The following is a 13,265-nucleotide window of genomic DNA, read 5'->3' as shown; positions in this document are numbered from 1 at the left end:
CCCGGCCCGCACGCCGGTCGGACCAGTCCTCCTGGCGGCGCGGGCACGACCGGAATGGGTACACGCCGCCAGGAGGAGCTTGGGCCGGGGGCTCCGCGAGGGAACCCCCGGGTGGGTTACGCGACCTCGCGCCCGGAGAGCCGCTCGACGCCACGCAGGAGCGCCGAGTGGTCGAGCGAACCGTCGCCGTTGGCCCGGGCGGAGGCGACCAGCTGAGCCACCACGGCGCCGACCGGCAGCGCGGCGCCCACGGCGCGGGCGGCGTCGGTGACGATGCCCATGTCCTTGTGGTGCAGGTCGATCCGGAAACCGGGGGCGAACTCGCGGTCCAGCATGTTCGCCTTCTTGCGGTTGAGCACCGTGGAGCCGGCCAGGCCGCCGCCGAGCACGTCCAGCGCGGCCGCGAGGTCGACGCCGGCGTTCTCCAGGAACACGACGGCCTCGGCGAGCACCTGGATGTTGGCCGCGACGATCAGCTGGTTGGCGGCCTTGACGGTCTGGCCGGCGCCGGACGGGCCGACGTGGACGACCGTGGTGCCCAGCGCGTCGAACAGGGGCCTGGCCTCGGCGAAGTCCTCGGCGGCGCCGCCGACCATGATCGACAGGACGGCCTCGACGGCACCGGCCTCGCCGCCGGAGACCGGGGCGTCCAGGGTGCGGACGCCCTTCTCCTTGGCGGCGGCCTCGACCTTGATCGAGGTCTGCGGGGTGATCGAGGACATGTCGATCACCAGGGTGCCGGGCGCGGCGTTCTCCAGCACTCCGCCCTCTCCCAGGAGGACCCGCTCGACCTGCGGGTCGGCCGGGACCATGGTGATGACCACCTCGGCCTCCCGTACCGCGTCCGCGATGCAGGTGGCACCGTGGCCGCCGACCGCGACCAGGGCGTCGATCGGCGGCCGGGTGAGGTTGAAGCCGGTGACGTGGTGGCCGGCCTTGACCAGGTTGGCGGCCATCGGGCTGCCCATGATGCCGAGGCCGATAAAGGCGATCTTGCGGCTCATAGCGTCGAGTTCCTTACGTGTGCGGGCGGGAGGTCGGGTGGTCGGCGGCGCAGCGCGGCACGGCAGAGGTCGGCGACGCGGCTCAGCGGCACCACGGCAGCGGCACGACCGCGGCGGTGTCCCGGTCGGCGGCACTCAGCGGCGGCGCTCAGCGGTTCCGCCGAGCGGCTCCGTCACCGGGCGGCGCGCAGCTCGCGCGGCAGCCACGCGAAGCTGTCCGCGCTGACGCCGGTGGAGGGGCGGTACTCCAGGCCGATCGAGCCGGTGTAGCCCGCGGCCGTGAGCCTGGCGAACAGGTCCTCGAAGTCCAGGTCTCCGGTGCCGGGCTCGTTGCGGCCCGGGTTGTCGGCGATCTGCACGTGGCCGATGCGGTCGGCGTACGTGGCGATGACCGTCGCCGGGTCCTCGCCGTTCCTGGCCAGGTGGTACAGGTCGCAGAGGAACCTGGCGTTCCCCAGGCCGGTGGCGGCGTTGACCTTGTCGACCACCTCGACCGCGGCGGCGGCCGAGACCAGCGGGTAGTCCGGCGACTCGGCCTTGTTCAAGGCCTCGATCAGCAGGATCGCGCCGATCCCGTGGGCGGCCCGCGCGGCGAGCGCCAGGTGCTCCAGCGCGAGCGCGTCCTGCTCGGCCGGGTCGACGCCCGGGATCCGGTTGCCGTACAGCGCGTTGAGCGCGGTGGCGCCGAGCGAGGCGGCGAGTTCCGCGGCGACCGGGACGTTGGCGCGGAAGCGGTCCCGCTCGGAGGGCACCGAGACGGTTCCGCGGGCGCCCCGGCTCAGGTCGTCCAGGAGGTTCAGGCCGCTGAGCCGTACGCCGGCGTCGGTGAACGCCTTGCGCAGCGCGTCCAGTTCGGCCTGCGAGGGGCCGTGTTCCGCTCCGAAGGGCCACCACAGTTCGGCGGCCGTGAAGCCGGCCGCGGCGGCCGCGGCGGGGCGCTCCAGGAGCGGCAGTTCGCCGAACAGGATCGACAGGTTGACCGTGAAGCCGTGCTGGGCGGCCGCCGTCACGTCGCTCACCTCTCATCTCTCTTCCGCCATCCGCAACTTCCACGATCCGGAATAGGGATTCTGTGTGGTGGAAGCATCTCCGGCCCGCGGAGCGAGTGTCAAGGGAGTCGCAACATTTTGTTGAAGCCGACTCATGGGCGCCCCACCCCCGGGGCCGGACTGTTCGATCACCCGACCCCTGCCCGCCCGCACCCCCGCTCGCTACAGTGACCTCGTGCGATTGATGGTGGAGTTCACGACAGAACCGTTCGAACTGGACACGTTCCCGGAGCACGCCTCGGCGGCCCGCAAGGTCGTCGACGAGGCCGGCCTGGCCGTGTCGGTCGGCCCCTTCGGCACCGGCGCCGAAGGCGGGGCCGAACAGGTCCTCGCCGCGGTGACCAAGCTGCTCAGGGAGACCCTGGACGCCGGGGCGACCCGGATCTCGGTCCAGGTCAGCGTTCTGGGCGAGGAGGACGGTACGCCGTGACCGGGAACGTGGAACACCCGCTCGCCGCGGCGGTGAAGCCGCTGCTGGCCGCGGTCGGCGCGACGCCCGTCCCGCTGGACGAGGCGAAGCCCGACGACGTGGTCCTGGAGTGGGAGGGCACCCCGGCCCTGGCCGTCCGGCTGCCGCACCTGAGCAGCGCGCTGGACCGGATGCTCACCGAGATGACCCGCCAGTTCGACGGCCGCCCACTGGCCGAGCTCGACCGACTGGAGAAGCAGCGGGTCGTCGCCCTGCTGGAGGAGCGCGGCGCCTTCACCGTTCGCCACGGCGTGGAGACCGTCGCCTCCGCCCTGGGCGTCAGCCGCTTCACCGTGTACAACTACCTGAACCGGCAAGACGGATCCACTGGCACAACATCCAAATGAACCGCACAAGTTGAGCGAGCCGGTGCCACCAGGCGGGCCGGTTCTCTCACGTTTTCTCACAGACCTGCCCTGAGGCCATCAGGAGTCCAGGAAGGGCCTCGTCGGCCGCAATGACCCCGTGATCATCAAGGCGCGAAGCGCCGCTTAGTGGAGCGTGGTGCCCCCACAGGGGGCATTGGTGAGGCGCGGGGCCAGGCAAGCGGTCGACTCTTGGGCAGCACCCGCGCCCCACAGGTGGTCACTGTACTAGGAGCCCAACCGAACGCTGACCTCAATCGATATCTACTCCGGCAACAGAACCGTCGCACACGTGAGCTTTTCCTGCGCTTGGCTCGGATCACAGTCCGCCCCGTCTGCCGTGCCGTGATCGGGACGGGCCCTGATCGTCAATCGATTGGCACCGTTTGGCTTCAATGAGAAGGAAACCGTGCCGTCGACCTTGCCTGCCTCGTTTGGTCGCAGCACGGCTCGATAGGCTAGATCGTTTCCAACTGGGATCTTGTCTCTATATGCGCCAACTTCAGCAATGATCATCTTGCCGTTTTTCACACCATCGGCGTGCACGTGGAAGCTCACCTCCACGAGAGAATTTGGCCTGACGGATACGTCGCTAAGATTGGGTCGTCCTCCGCCAGTCGCACCAAGGTGGACACTGAACGTGACCAGCAAGACGCCTATCGCAAACGCCGCGGTAGACCCAACGAGAAGCCAGGCCTTGTTCCTATTACCGCTGCTCTCGCCGTTCTGAAACAGTGACCAGATCGCGAGCCCCACGGCAATTGCCATCAGAAGCGCAGTCGCAATATACAGTTGAGGATAGTTGTCGACGGCAGCCACTCCGAAGTCCTCGGACAGGCCGACGATTGCACCCACACCGACAATGACCAGGAAGATAGCAATCAGCAGCAATGCGGCACGGGAAAGGAATCGGTCGAGCCGCGCGTTTCTTTGCTGTTGATCTGTTGGTCCGTGAGGTGCTGCCATTACCTGACCACCCGTTCTACCGCCACCAATTCGACCAGAGGCATACTGCTTCTCATTTTATTGCCCCCACCCCAGTCAACTTTGTTCGCTCCATACATGAGCATGGTAAAGACCCATAAGGCGAGGAGGATGAAGCCGGTAACCACCGTCCACCGCTTCGTAATCTCAGCATTCAACGTCGATGACTCTCTTACCAGCAGAAGCGAGGCCGCGATTGCGGACGGGACAAGGATCACGGCTACATCTCCCGCCCCTATTGTCCGGTTGACACCCGCATTAAACCAATGGAATAGAAATGAAGCGAAGGCGACCAGTGCTGTGCTAGTCATCAGCAGGATGACCCATCGGCTGGTCGAGCCCGACAAGCTTGTTCTCAGGGGAAGATTCAACCAGACTCGATGGGGCCGCCCGCCTTCCCTTTGGGCTGAATAATAGAAGGACAAGAGCTCAGGAGTAGCGGTCTGAAAGTCAGGTCCCCGATCGTGCTTCTCGTACCGCTCATTGAGGATTCTTACCCCTTTCGCGTAGAGCTCGACGTTTGGGTCTGCCACTCGGACGTTGACGTGGTTCGACTTTGCGTCGCCCACCACAACGAGCTGGCTTGATGCTTTTCGCCATGCCCAGTTGCTGCCTCGGACGAGCCCGTTCTGAACAGTCTCTCCCGGCTCGGCCAGATGAAGACCCCGCTTTTCCTGTGTCTTGATCATAAACGGCTCATCAAGAGGGGCGTCACATTCAACCAGGGCATCCCAGTACGATCCGTAGCCCGCGTATGCCGCGACTAGTCTCTTGGCGGCTTCACCCGCCGGCGTTTTACTCAGCGAGAGCTGGTCCGCGTCTTTCACCAGCTTTACTAGCCGATCAAGTAGATCGGCAATATCTCCTTCATCGACACCACTCGCGAAGGGCACCTTGGGCAGTGCTAACAGCGGGTTCTGTGACGCACTGTCAATGTTTGCACCAACGCTATAGGAAACGATATCTCGGATAGGAGCAATTCTTACCGACCAGTCGCGAACGTCATCGCTGCTTGGCACGCCAGGCGTGTATCGCTTAATCCCTTGTTCCAATAAGTATCGAAGGACCATCTCGTCCCGCTCTTCGGCCGAGGAATATCGACTCCGGCGCGCGTCCCCCCACACACGCTGCCAGTCGGCATTCGTAAACGCGAAGATCCATTCAAGAAACTGCTTGAGATCGGAATCCAGCGAGAGACTAGCCTCTGATGCCTGAACCTTGAGGAACTTTGCGTAGATCTTTGCGTGCTCTGTACGTGGCAGCAGATAGGCTGGCTTCTCGTTAACGGTGACACTGAAGTCCAGGAGGTTTCCCTTTGAAAAGTTGCCCACTGGCAACAACATGCTGGCTTGTCGCGGCGTCTCCTCCCCCGGTCGGCGCGCGAACCGATCATGACCCTGTTTATGAAAGTAGTCTCCTAACGGCCCAACATGAAGTGACCGCTTTCGGTCCGCCCAACTGGCGCTAGTCAGGTCGATCCGCTCGACTGCCCTGACTCGCCAGGATCGGCTTGCGAGCAGGGCAATAGCCAGATCTTCCTGTTCTTCTCGTTCAAGTCGGATCACTTCAGGTTCAGGACACATTGTCAAATCTCTAACCGCTCGGCAGCTTTGACCACTCTCGCAGGCCATCACTCTCTAGAGTCTCTCGCAATACTTGCAGGGGGATCCGGAGGCCAACCGAGTGCAAGATTCACCTTGATGGGTTATGCCCGCAAGGATTGCTTCAATTTCTTCCTCTTGCAACCCGCGGACTCAGGATTTATAATGTAGCCGCCCACACTGGGTGCCCATGAAAGAGCGAAATGGAAGCGGTCGTCGCAAGCGCCGCGACAAGCCAGGAGAGAGCGGTAAGGAAATTCACCTATCGTTGAAGGTGACCGTTGTGGTGTTTAATACGTCAGGCAATACGCCTGAGCTACATGAGGATACTCCTCGGCGACTTGCTGAACAGCTTTCGGAGACGAATGCAGAGTCTCGTGGCATTAATTCACCAGGAGGGCTCGCCCAAACCTCTGGGACGGTTAAGCGTCTCATTGCCCCCGATCCCGATGGGGAAATGACGCAAGAGAGGATAGACGGGATTAACGACCTCATAAGAAATTCCGGGAAGAAGCGCACCATTTGGAACCCCGAGCCGGAGGTCGAAACCCCTGGCATCCCAATAGACGGCACCTTCACGGGCCTTAGAGTCATACGCTAGGGAGTCTCCCAAGCGGCAGCTGCCCGATGTGCCGGCGAGCGTACGGCCTCCCCGCTCCCCAACCGCGTCCAGGACACCGGCCAAAGCTTCCAGGGCTTCGAGCCTGCCGGGCGTGCGGCTACCCGCGGCTGGCCTGCCATTGGTTGAACCCGCCGGGAGCATTGTCCGGGGGCACCAGGTCGCGGAGTCGCTTGATCTGCTCCCGACCACCTCGCAGCGGCCTCACGAAGATGCCGAAGCTGTGTACGGACATGATCCGCACCAGCTCACCCGTCTTGACGAGCGCCACCTCCTGACCTGTCTTGGGCACCCCCTGTGCGGACTGCTTTGGGACAACCAACAACGCGGCGTCCTGCTCGTGCGCGGCCTCGCTCATGCGCGTAGCTCCTTGGGGTATCGGGTCGGCAGTTCAGCCGGCGTCTGGACGGTGAGCCCGATCTCGTCCAACACCGTGCGGGTCAGTCGGACGTCGGCCTCGCTGGGGATCACCCGACCCGTCCAGCGCGCAAGAAGCAGCAGCGCGTCCGCGATGGCCTGGGCGGTTCTGGCGTTGCACCCGCCCAGGTACACGTAGCCACCCTCCCGGAGGCCTTCGACCGCGGGTGCCGCTTCCAACGCCGGCAGGGTGGGCAAGTGGTTCACCCGCAGTGCTGTCCGGAGCGCGTCGGCCGCTGTCTCGGCTTCCTGGTGCCGGGCACGCCGGATCTCCGCTTCATTCTCAAGCTCGGTCATTTGCTGCCTGTCCCTTGGCTTGAAACAGCACTGCCTCTTCCGTTTGGACGGTAGGAGCAGGCCGTAGGACGCTTCAACGAACTTGCTTCAACTTGCTCGCGGTTCACCCGAGTGCGTTGATCGCCTTGGTGATGAGCAGCCGAGCGCTTGCCCCGTACACTGCGAGGCTCGCCAACTCGGCGAAGGTGCGGGCATATTCAGCGATCTCGCCGGGCTGGGTGACGGTGAGCCAGGCGGCTACCAGTTCCACGTTGACCTGCGTGTCATCGAAGATCCAGAAGTCTTCGACCGGATGGATACCGCTGCGGTCCGCGGTGTCGGGGATGATGCCCAGGCTGACCGCGGGGAGTGAGCCGGCGGTGACCAGCTGGCCGAGCTGTCCGACCATGACCTCAGGCCCACCGATGAGCTTGTAGAGGACCGACTCCTCAAGCAGCACGGCGAATAGCCGGCCTCGCTCGTTTAGGACGTGCTGGCGCTGCATGCGCACGGCCACTGCTTCTTCCACGTCCTGGGAGAGACCCCGTCGCGTCGCTGTCCCCAGGAGAACGGCCCGGGTATAGTCCGCGGTTTGCAGATGCCCGGGGATGAGCCAGGAGGAGTACGAGCGAAATCGCGAGGTGCGGTCGAAGATCGGCGTTGCGGCTTCTTGGGCCCGCTTGAGCCCTGCCCGCTCGATGCGTCGCCACTCGATATAGGCACCCTCCGTGGCACGGACCGTGGCGATCAGGTCGTCCGCTTCCTCCGGAACACCGCAGAGTTGGGCCCAGGTCCTGATGTCCTCGTCGGAGGGGACCGTCCGGCCGCTCTGGAGCTTGGAGCACTTTGACTCGTGCCACCCGACGGCCTCGGCCATCGCTCGTGCGGTGAGGCCCGCGTCTTTGCGGAGCTCACGTAACCGCTGGCCGAGGTCCCGCCGTGCTTGCTCGGTGTTGGAGTACTGCGACGACACGGGTCCGTAGGCGCCCTTACCGTGCCGGTGTGTACGTGGCGTGGGGTACGCCTCGTTCCCAGACCGCCGCAAAGGCGGTGGCACACAGCTCCGTAACGGCCGGATCATCGACCAACTCCGGCGCCGTGGGTTCACCGTCGCCGTCGAAGTGGTTCACCAGGACAAGCTTGCCGTCGAACAACCAGAAGTCATTGCCAGGCAACGCCAGATCCGTTGCCTGCCGGCGGGAGAGCCAGCGGACGTCTTCCCCTGCCGCGAGGTTGAGCCCCTCGGTGATGGCATGCTCGAACTGCACGTAGTCACTGAGGGGTTCAGAGACAATGCGCGCCCGGCGGACCACCACACCCCGGGACACCGCTTCTCCAACCAGCTCGTACCACTGCGGCCACAAGGCCGCGGGGTCGAGCACCTCCCCTGCCTGCCACTGGATGAAGGCCGGGTCGGAGCGCATGTACCCGTCCCGCATCTCCAGGTGCACAGCCGAGTGCTTGGCGAGCTTCAGCAGTTCATCAAACCTGGTCGGGTCCAGTGCCACCGCTCACCTCCGGGAAGAACTGCATCATGCGCTTGGGGAACTCGACCACGTCCTCGTGGTCGGGCAGGTCCAGCTGGGAACGCCGTTTCCCATCCAGCACCTTCCAACCCTGGATGAGGTAGTTGTCCGTCTCGTCGTCGTAGTACAGGGTCGGCGAGTTGTTCACCGGCGACTCGGGATCCTTGCCCAACTTGTGCAGTGCCATGGCGCCCTCCCGTTCTCGTGGCTGTCGATCACTGTGATCGAGCTTGCACTATCCGTCACTCCAGCACACCTAACTTGCTCGAGCTTGCTTGGGCTTCGGCCTGCCGAGGTCTGTGGTTTGAAGTGGACGGCGGTGGACTTCACCGCGGGGACGCTGCGGATCGAGTGGACGCGCACGCTGGTCGGAACGCAGATCGACGAGAAGCCGGCGAAGACCCGGGCTGGTGAGCGAGTACTGCCCCTGCCGGCGCCGGTGCTGGTCGCGCTGCGCTCGTTCCACACTCGCCAGGCGGCGGAGAAGCTGCGGGCAGGGGAGGCGTCTCAGGACTCGAGCTACGTCCTGGTGGACAAGTGGGGCCGACCGTTCACCTCGGAGCGACTGCGCTACCAGACCTACCGGCTCATGCGGAAGGTCAACGCCCGCAAGGTTCGCCCCTATGACGCCCGTCACAGTGCCCTGACGTTTCTGGCGACCAGCGGGATCCCGGACACGGTCCTTGCTGCCTGGGCCGGTCACACCAACGCCGCCTTCACCAAGCGGGTCTATGTCACGATCGACCCGGAACATCTGCGCGTCGCGGCCGCGGCCTTTGATCGCCTGCTCGGGTGATCGGTTGGTGGTCCGGCCGTCTCACACATGTCTCACAGACTGGTGAGGATCGTTCCGGGCCCAGGCCGCTGACCTGGACGTTTCCCGGACTGGCTGGACAGGATGGACCGACGCCTTGCGGGTGCGGCTCAAACTACCTGAACCGCCAGGACGGTGCGAAGTCGTCCTGACGCCCCGGTTCGACGTCCTCCGGGGCACGCGCGACCCCCTGCCCCGGGGGCTTCCGAACGGGTGACCCCGCCGACACGGCAGGAGTGGATCGGCCTGCGGCGGGGCACACTTGGCGAATCGCACACGGAAGGGCCCGACATCGGGGCCCGGTTCAAAACGTAACCACCAACCGTTCAACAAAGTGTTGACGGCCGGGTGGGGCCGATCTAGCTTTTCCGGGTGGCACCACTCTTCAGGAGGTCCACTCGTGACCAACCACCCCCACACCCTTGACGCCCTCGCCGCGGCCGACGCCGCGAAGCTGGAAGAGATCCTGCTCGAGGTGTGCTCCAGCCCCCGTTGGGCCGCCGCGGTCGCCGCGGCGAAGCCCTGGTCCGACCGCGAGGCCCTGCTCGCCGCCAACGCGTCGGCCATGGCGTCGCTGACCGCCGAGGACCTGCGCGACGCGATGGCCGGACACGCCCGGATCGGCAAGCCCATGGCCGGCGACGCCACCTCCGAGCGCGAACAGGCCGGAATCCAGGGCGTGGACCAGGCGGTCCTCGACGAACTGCACGAGGCCAACGCCGCCTACGAGGCCAAGTTCGGCCACGTGTTCCTGATCTGCGCGACCGGCCGCACCGCGGTCGGCATGCTCGCCGCCCTGCGCGAGCGCCACCCCAACGACGCCGCCACCGAGGCGGAGATCGTCCGCGAGGAGCTGCGCAAGATCAACGACATCCGGCTCGACCGGCTGCTCGACACCAGCTGACGCTCCGTCACATCCCGTCTCGCACCGACTTCGCCGGACTTCCATCGAGATAACTGACGCATCATCATTTCCGCCATCAGTAAGGTCACTTCACCCATGACTGGCATCTCCACCCACGTGCTCGACACCAGCCTCGGCCGGCCGGCCGAGGGCGTCCCGGTCGAGCTCGCACTGCGCACCGAGGGTGGCTGGCAGGTGCTCGGCACCTCCGCCACGGACTCCGACGGCCGGGTCAAGGACCTGCCGGCCGTGGAGGCGGGCTCGGTCGTCCGACTGCTCTTCGGCACCGGCGCGTACCACGCGCTCGATTCCGCCGAGCCGCCGTTCTTCCCCGAGGTCTCGATCGTCTTCACGGTCGCGCCCGAACAGCACCACTACCACGTGCCGTTGCTGCTCAACCCGTTCGGATACTCGGTCTACCGCGGAAGCTAGGGGACCGACCTTGAAAAGCTTAGGAGCCACGTCATGGCCCACGTGCTCGGCCAGAACCAGTACGGCAAGGCGGAGAACCGCATCGTCCGGATCCACCGCGACTCCGCCCGGCACGAGATCAAGGACCTGAACGTCTCGGTCTCGCTCCGCGGCGAGTTCGAGGACGTCCACCTCACCGGGTCGAACGCCAACTGCCTCCCCACCGACACCACCAAGAACACCGTCTACGCCTTCGCCAAGCAGTACGGCATCGAGTCGGCCGAGGCCTTCGGCATCCTCCTGGCGCGCCACTTCGTCGACGACACCGAGCGCGGTGTCGTGCACAGCGCCCGGATCCGGATCGAGGAGTACGCCTGGGAGCGGATCCGGACGCCGGACAGCTCGGCCCGCTTCATCGGTTCGGAGGAGGTGGGCCACTCCTTCGTCCGCAAGGGCCAGGAGATCCGCACCAGCGAGATCGTCTACGACGGGCAGTCCGTCCAGGTCGTCTCCGGCCTGAAGGACCTCGTCGTCCTGAACTCCACCGACTCGGAGTTCTGGGGCTACATCAAGGACGGCTACACCACCCTCCAGGAGGCGTACGACCGCATCCTCGCCACCCAGGTCACCGCCCGCTGGAGGTTCGGCTACGGCGGGCGGGACGGCGAGGCCCAGCCCGACTGGAACCGCTCCTACACCCAGGTGAAGCGGCACCTGCTGGAGGCGTTCGCGGAGACCTACTCCTACTCGCTGCAGCAGACCCTGCACGCGATGGGCACCCGGGTCCTCGACAACCGCGCCGAGGTGGACGAGGTCCGCCTCGAACTGCCGAACAAGCACCACTTCCTGGTCGACCTGGAACCGTTCGGCCTCAAGAACGAGAACGAGGTCTACTTCGCCGCGGACCGCATGTACGGCCTGATCGAGGGCACCGTGCACCGCGAGGGCGTCGTCCCGGTCATCCCGGTCGCCTGACCTCCCCCACCAGGTGGACGCCGTCCGGAATCGCCGCACCCTCCGGCCCCCGTGGGCCGGTCGGGTCCGGGCGGGCCGCTCCGCCCGCTCCGCTGCTTCCATCCGCTCCACCCGATCCACCCGCTCCAGCGGTTTCTCCATCCCACCCCCACCCACCGGAGTTCGTGTCTGCCTCGCGGCGGCCGGCCCGGGGCACTGGAGGGACCGGCCGAGGGATCCTTGCACCGCCGTCCCGCCCTCGGTCACACCGGCACCAGCCGCACTCCAGCGCCACGGGCGCGCCGGGAGCCACGGGCACAAGAGGGGCTCGACATGGCACCCAGCAGCACCAGCAGTACAGACGGCGGATCCACCCCGGCAAGAACGCACGACCCGGACGGCGCGTCGGCCCACCTCCCCGGCGAGTCGGCCCGGCCCGGAACCCACCCCGTGGACGAGTTGCTGCCCCCGGTGAAGCTGTTCTCCACCGGACTCCAGCACGTCGCCGCGATGTACGCGGGAGTCGTCGCACCCCCGCTCATCGTCGGCGCCGGCGTCGGGCTCTCGCCCGCCGAACTCGCCCTGCTCATCTCGGCCAGCCTGTTCACCGCCGGACTGGCCACCCTCCTCCAGACGCTCGGCATCTGGAGGATCGGCGCGCGACTGCCGTTCGTGAACGGCGTCTCCTTCGCGGGGGTCGCGCCCATGATCGCCATCGCCAAGGAGCACGGCCCGAAGGACGCCCTTCCCGTGATCTTCGGAGCGGTGATCGTCGCGGGGCTGCTGTGCTTCCTCGCGGCGCCGTACTTCTGCAAGCTCATCCGGTTCTTCCCCCCGGTCGTCCAGGGCACCGTGATCACCCTCATCGGGGTGTCCCTGCTTCCGGTGGCGGTCAACTGGGCGCGCGGCGGCTCGCCGGGCGCCCCCGGGTACGGTTCCACACGGGCCATCGGCCTCGCCGCGATCACCCTCGTCGCGGTGGTGCTCTGCAACCGGCTGCTGCGCGGCTTCTGGCAGCAGCTGTCCCTGCTCATCGGTCTGGCGCTCGGCACCCTGATCGCCTTCCCGCTGGGGCTGGCCGACTTCGGCGCGGTCCAGGACGCGAAGGTCTTCGCGCTCCCCTCCCCGTTCCACTTCGGCGCGCCCGTGTTCGACGCCGCCGCGATCGTCTCGATGTGCATCGTCATGGTGGTCTCGATGACCGAGTCCACCGCCGACATGCTCGCCCTCGGCAAGATCGTCGACCGCGAGGCGGACGAACCCACCCTCGCCGCCGGCCTGCGGGCCGACGGCCTGGCCACCGCGCTCAGTCCGGTCTTCAACGGCTTCGCCGCCAGTGCCTTCGCCCAGAACATCGGGCTGGTGGCGCTGACGCGGATCCGCAGCCGCTTCGTGGTCGCGGCCGGCGGAGGCATCCTGGTCCTGCTGGGGCTCTTCCCCGTGCTGGGCTCGGTCGTCTCCGTGGTTCCTCAGCCCGTCCTCGGCGGCGCCGGGATCGTGCTCTTCGGCACGGTCGCGGCCAGCGGCATCCGCACCCTCGCGGAGGCCGGCATGGAGTCCAGCTCGCACACCATCCTGGTGTCGGTCTCGCTCGGTGTCGGCATCGTCCCGATCGCCGTACCGACGTTCTACGACTCCTTCCCGGAGGCCGTCCGGACCCTGATGCACTCGGGAATCTCGGCCGGCTGCGTGTTGGCCGTCCTGCTCAACCTGCTCTTCCACCATGTCGGGGCCGCCCGCCGGTCCGGGTCCGGCCAGGCCCCCGGCGCGACGGTTCCGGCGGTTCCGACCGTTCCGACCGTTCCGACGGTGACACCGTCCTGACCAGCGCGGGACGGGGCGTGCGCCATGCGGTGCGCGCCCCACCCGGCC

General features: G+C 66.4%; 17 protein-coding genes. 8 read left to right on the top strand and 9 right to left on the bottom strand.

All coding sequences use genetic code 11. The features are described 5' to 3' along the window. Positions 1-116 precede the first annotated feature (116 nt). On the bottom strand, positions 117-1,004 hold the full coding sequence (locus ABZ449_RS01640; RefSeq protein WP_360338291.1) for a 2-hydroxy-3-oxopropionate reductase: 888 nt from the start codon (positions 1,002-1,004) through the stop codon (positions 117-119). Positions 1,005-1,177: 173 nt separating this feature from the next. Next, positions 1,178-2,023 (bottom strand): TIM barrel protein, encoded by an 846-nt coding sequence (locus tag ABZ449_RS01635; protein WP_360338288.1) that lies wholly within the window; start codon positions 2,021-2,023, stop codon positions 1,178-1,180. A gap of 205 nt (positions 2,024-2,228) precedes the next feature. Here ABZ449_RS01635 and ABZ449_RS01630 point away from each other — a divergent pair, with 205 nt between their 5' ends. Both ABZ449_RS01630 and ABZ449_RS01625 read left to right on the top strand, forming a co-directional pair. Next, a complete protein-coding gene (locus ABZ449_RS01630; protein ID WP_360338285.1) occupies positions 2,229-2,483 on the top strand; it encodes a thiamine-binding protein in 255 nt (84 codons plus the stop codon). Continuing rightward, positions 2,480-2,869: a helix-turn-helix domain-containing protein gene (locus tag ABZ449_RS01625; RefSeq protein WP_360338282.1), complete on the top strand. Its 390-nt coding sequence runs from the start codon at positions 2,480-2,482 to the stop codon at positions 2,867-2,869. Before ABZ449_RS01630 ends, ABZ449_RS01625 begins: the two co-directional genes overlap by 4 nt. A gap of 282 nt (positions 2,870-3,151) precedes the next feature. Here ABZ449_RS01625 and ABZ449_RS01620 read toward each other — a convergent pair whose 3' ends face one another. After that, on the bottom strand, positions 3,152-3,853 hold the full coding sequence (locus tag ABZ449_RS01620) for a hypothetical protein (RefSeq protein WP_360338279.1): 702 nt from the start codon (positions 3,851-3,853) through the stop codon (positions 3,152-3,154). Beyond that, on the bottom strand, positions 3,853-5,202 hold the full coding sequence (locus ABZ449_RS01615) for a hypothetical protein (protein ID WP_360338276.1): 1,350 nt from the start codon (positions 5,200-5,202) through the stop codon (positions 3,853-3,855). The genes ABZ449_RS01620 and ABZ449_RS01615 overlap by 1 nt, the downstream gene beginning before the upstream one ends. Positions 5,203-5,662: 460 nt before the next feature. On the opposite strand from ABZ449_RS01615, the gene ABZ449_RS01610 reads away from it, so the two are divergent. Beyond that, positions 5,663-6,073, top strand: a complete 411-nt coding sequence (locus ABZ449_RS01610; RefSeq protein WP_360338273.1) for a hypothetical protein — start codon at positions 5,663-5,665, stop codon at positions 6,071-6,073. A gap of 118 nt (positions 6,074-6,191) precedes the next feature. Here the strand turns inward: ABZ449_RS01610 and ABZ449_RS01605 are convergent, their stop codons facing one another. From ABZ449_RS01605 to ABZ449_RS01585, 5 genes are all read right to left on the bottom strand, one after another. Further along, a complete protein-coding gene (locus ABZ449_RS01605) occupies positions 6,192-6,449 on the bottom strand; it encodes a hypothetical protein (protein WP_360338270.1) in 258 nt (85 codons plus the stop codon). Then, positions 6,446-6,805, bottom strand: coding sequence for a hypothetical protein (locus tag ABZ449_RS01600; protein WP_360338267.1), 360 nt, complete (start codon positions 6,803-6,805; stop codon positions 6,446-6,448). Before ABZ449_RS01600 ends, ABZ449_RS01605 begins: the two co-directional genes overlap by 4 nt. Before the next feature lie 103 nt (positions 6,806-6,908). Further along, a complete protein-coding gene (locus ABZ449_RS01595) occupies positions 6,909-7,757 on the bottom strand; it encodes a helix-turn-helix transcriptional regulator (RefSeq protein WP_360338264.1) in 849 nt (282 codons plus the stop codon). Between the two features lie 16 nt (positions 7,758-7,773). Then, positions 7,774-8,292, bottom strand: a complete 519-nt coding sequence (locus ABZ449_RS01590) for a DUF6879 family protein (protein ID WP_360338261.1) — start codon at positions 8,290-8,292, stop codon at positions 7,774-7,776. Next, the gene (locus tag ABZ449_RS01585) at positions 8,267-8,497 is read right to left on the bottom strand and encodes a hypothetical protein (protein ID WP_360338258.1); all 231 of its coding nucleotides are present in this window, start codon (positions 8,495-8,497) and stop codon (positions 8,267-8,269) included. The genes ABZ449_RS01590 and ABZ449_RS01585 overlap by 26 nt, the downstream gene beginning before the upstream one ends. Here ABZ449_RS01585 and ABZ449_RS01580 point away from each other — a divergent pair. The 5 genes from ABZ449_RS01580 to ABZ449_RS01560 all read left to right on the top strand — a co-directional run bounded on the left by ABZ449_RS01580 (position 8,486) and on the right by ABZ449_RS01560 (position 13,217). Continuing rightward, positions 8,486-9,106, top strand: a complete 621-nt coding sequence (locus ABZ449_RS01580; RefSeq protein WP_360338255.1) for a site-specific integrase — start codon at positions 8,486-8,488, stop codon at positions 9,104-9,106. The genes ABZ449_RS01585 and ABZ449_RS01580 overlap by 12 nt on opposite strands. 418 nt (positions 9,107-9,524) lie before the next feature. Beyond that, on the top strand, positions 9,525-10,028 hold the full coding sequence (uraD, locus tag ABZ449_RS01575) for a 2-oxo-4-hydroxy-4-carboxy-5-ureidoimidazoline decarboxylase (protein ID WP_360338252.1): 504 nt from the start codon (positions 9,525-9,527) through the stop codon (positions 10,026-10,028). Between the two features lie 96 nt (positions 10,029-10,124). Continuing rightward, entirely contained in the window at positions 10,125-10,460 is a 336-nt protein-coding gene (gene uraH, locus ABZ449_RS01570; RefSeq protein WP_360338249.1) for a hydroxyisourate hydrolase, read from the top strand. 33 nt (positions 10,461-10,493) lie between these two features. After that, on the top strand, positions 10,494-11,414 hold the full coding sequence (gene pucL / locus ABZ449_RS01565; protein WP_360338246.1) for a factor-independent urate hydroxylase: 921 nt from the start codon (positions 10,494-10,496) through the stop codon (positions 11,412-11,414). Positions 11,415-11,726: 312 nt separating this feature from the next. Next, on the top strand, positions 11,727-13,217 hold the full coding sequence (locus ABZ449_RS01560) for a nucleobase:cation symporter-2 family protein (protein WP_360338243.1): 1,491 nt from the start codon (positions 11,727-11,729) through the stop codon (positions 13,215-13,217). Positions 13,218-13,265 lie beyond the last annotated feature (48 nt).

Source organism: Kitasatospora sp. NPDC005856 (genome assembly GCF_040629945.1).
In the GTDB taxonomy this organism is placed as follows: Bacteria; Actinomycetota; Actinomycetes; order Streptomycetales; family Streptomycetaceae; genus Kitasatospora.
This window is presented reverse-complemented; position numbering and strand designations above follow the sequence as displayed.

Excerpts from the sequence above, each read along its gene's own strand:
- ABZ449_RS01640 (WP_360338291.1), bottom strand. The coding sequence starts at position 1,004 with ATGAGCCGCAAGATCGCCTTTATCGGCCTCGGCATCATGGGCAGCCCG.
- ABZ449_RS01620 (WP_360338279.1), bottom strand. The coding sequence starts at position 3,853 with ATGGCAGCACCTCACGGACCAACAGATCAACAGCAAAGAAACGCGCGG.
- ABZ449_RS01610 (WP_360338273.1), top strand. The coding sequence starts at position 5,663 with ATGAAAGAGCGAAATGGAAGCGGTCGTCGCAAGCGCCGCGACAAGCCA.
- ABZ449_RS01605 (WP_360338270.1), bottom strand. The coding sequence starts at position 6,449 with ATGAGCGAGGCCGCGCACGAGCAGGACGCCGCGTTGTTGGTTGTCCCA.
- ABZ449_RS01600 (WP_360338267.1), bottom strand. The coding sequence starts at position 6,805 with ATGACCGAGCTTGAGAATGAAGCGGAGATCCGGCGTGCCCGGCACCAG.
- ABZ449_RS01585 (WP_360338258.1), bottom strand. The coding sequence starts at position 8,497 with ATGGCACTGCACAAGTTGGGCAAGGATCCCGAGTCGCCGGTGAACAAC.
- uraH (WP_360338249.1), top strand. The coding sequence starts at position 10,125 with ATGACTGGCATCTCCACCCACGTGCTCGACACCAGCCTCGGCCGGCCG.
- pucL (WP_360338246.1), top strand. The coding sequence starts at position 10,494 with ATGGCCCACGTGCTCGGCCAGAACCAGTACGGCAAGGCGGAGAACCGC.
- ABZ449_RS01560 (WP_360338243.1), top strand. The coding sequence starts at position 11,727 with ATGGCACCCAGCAGCACCAGCAGTACAGACGGCGGATCCACCCCGGCA.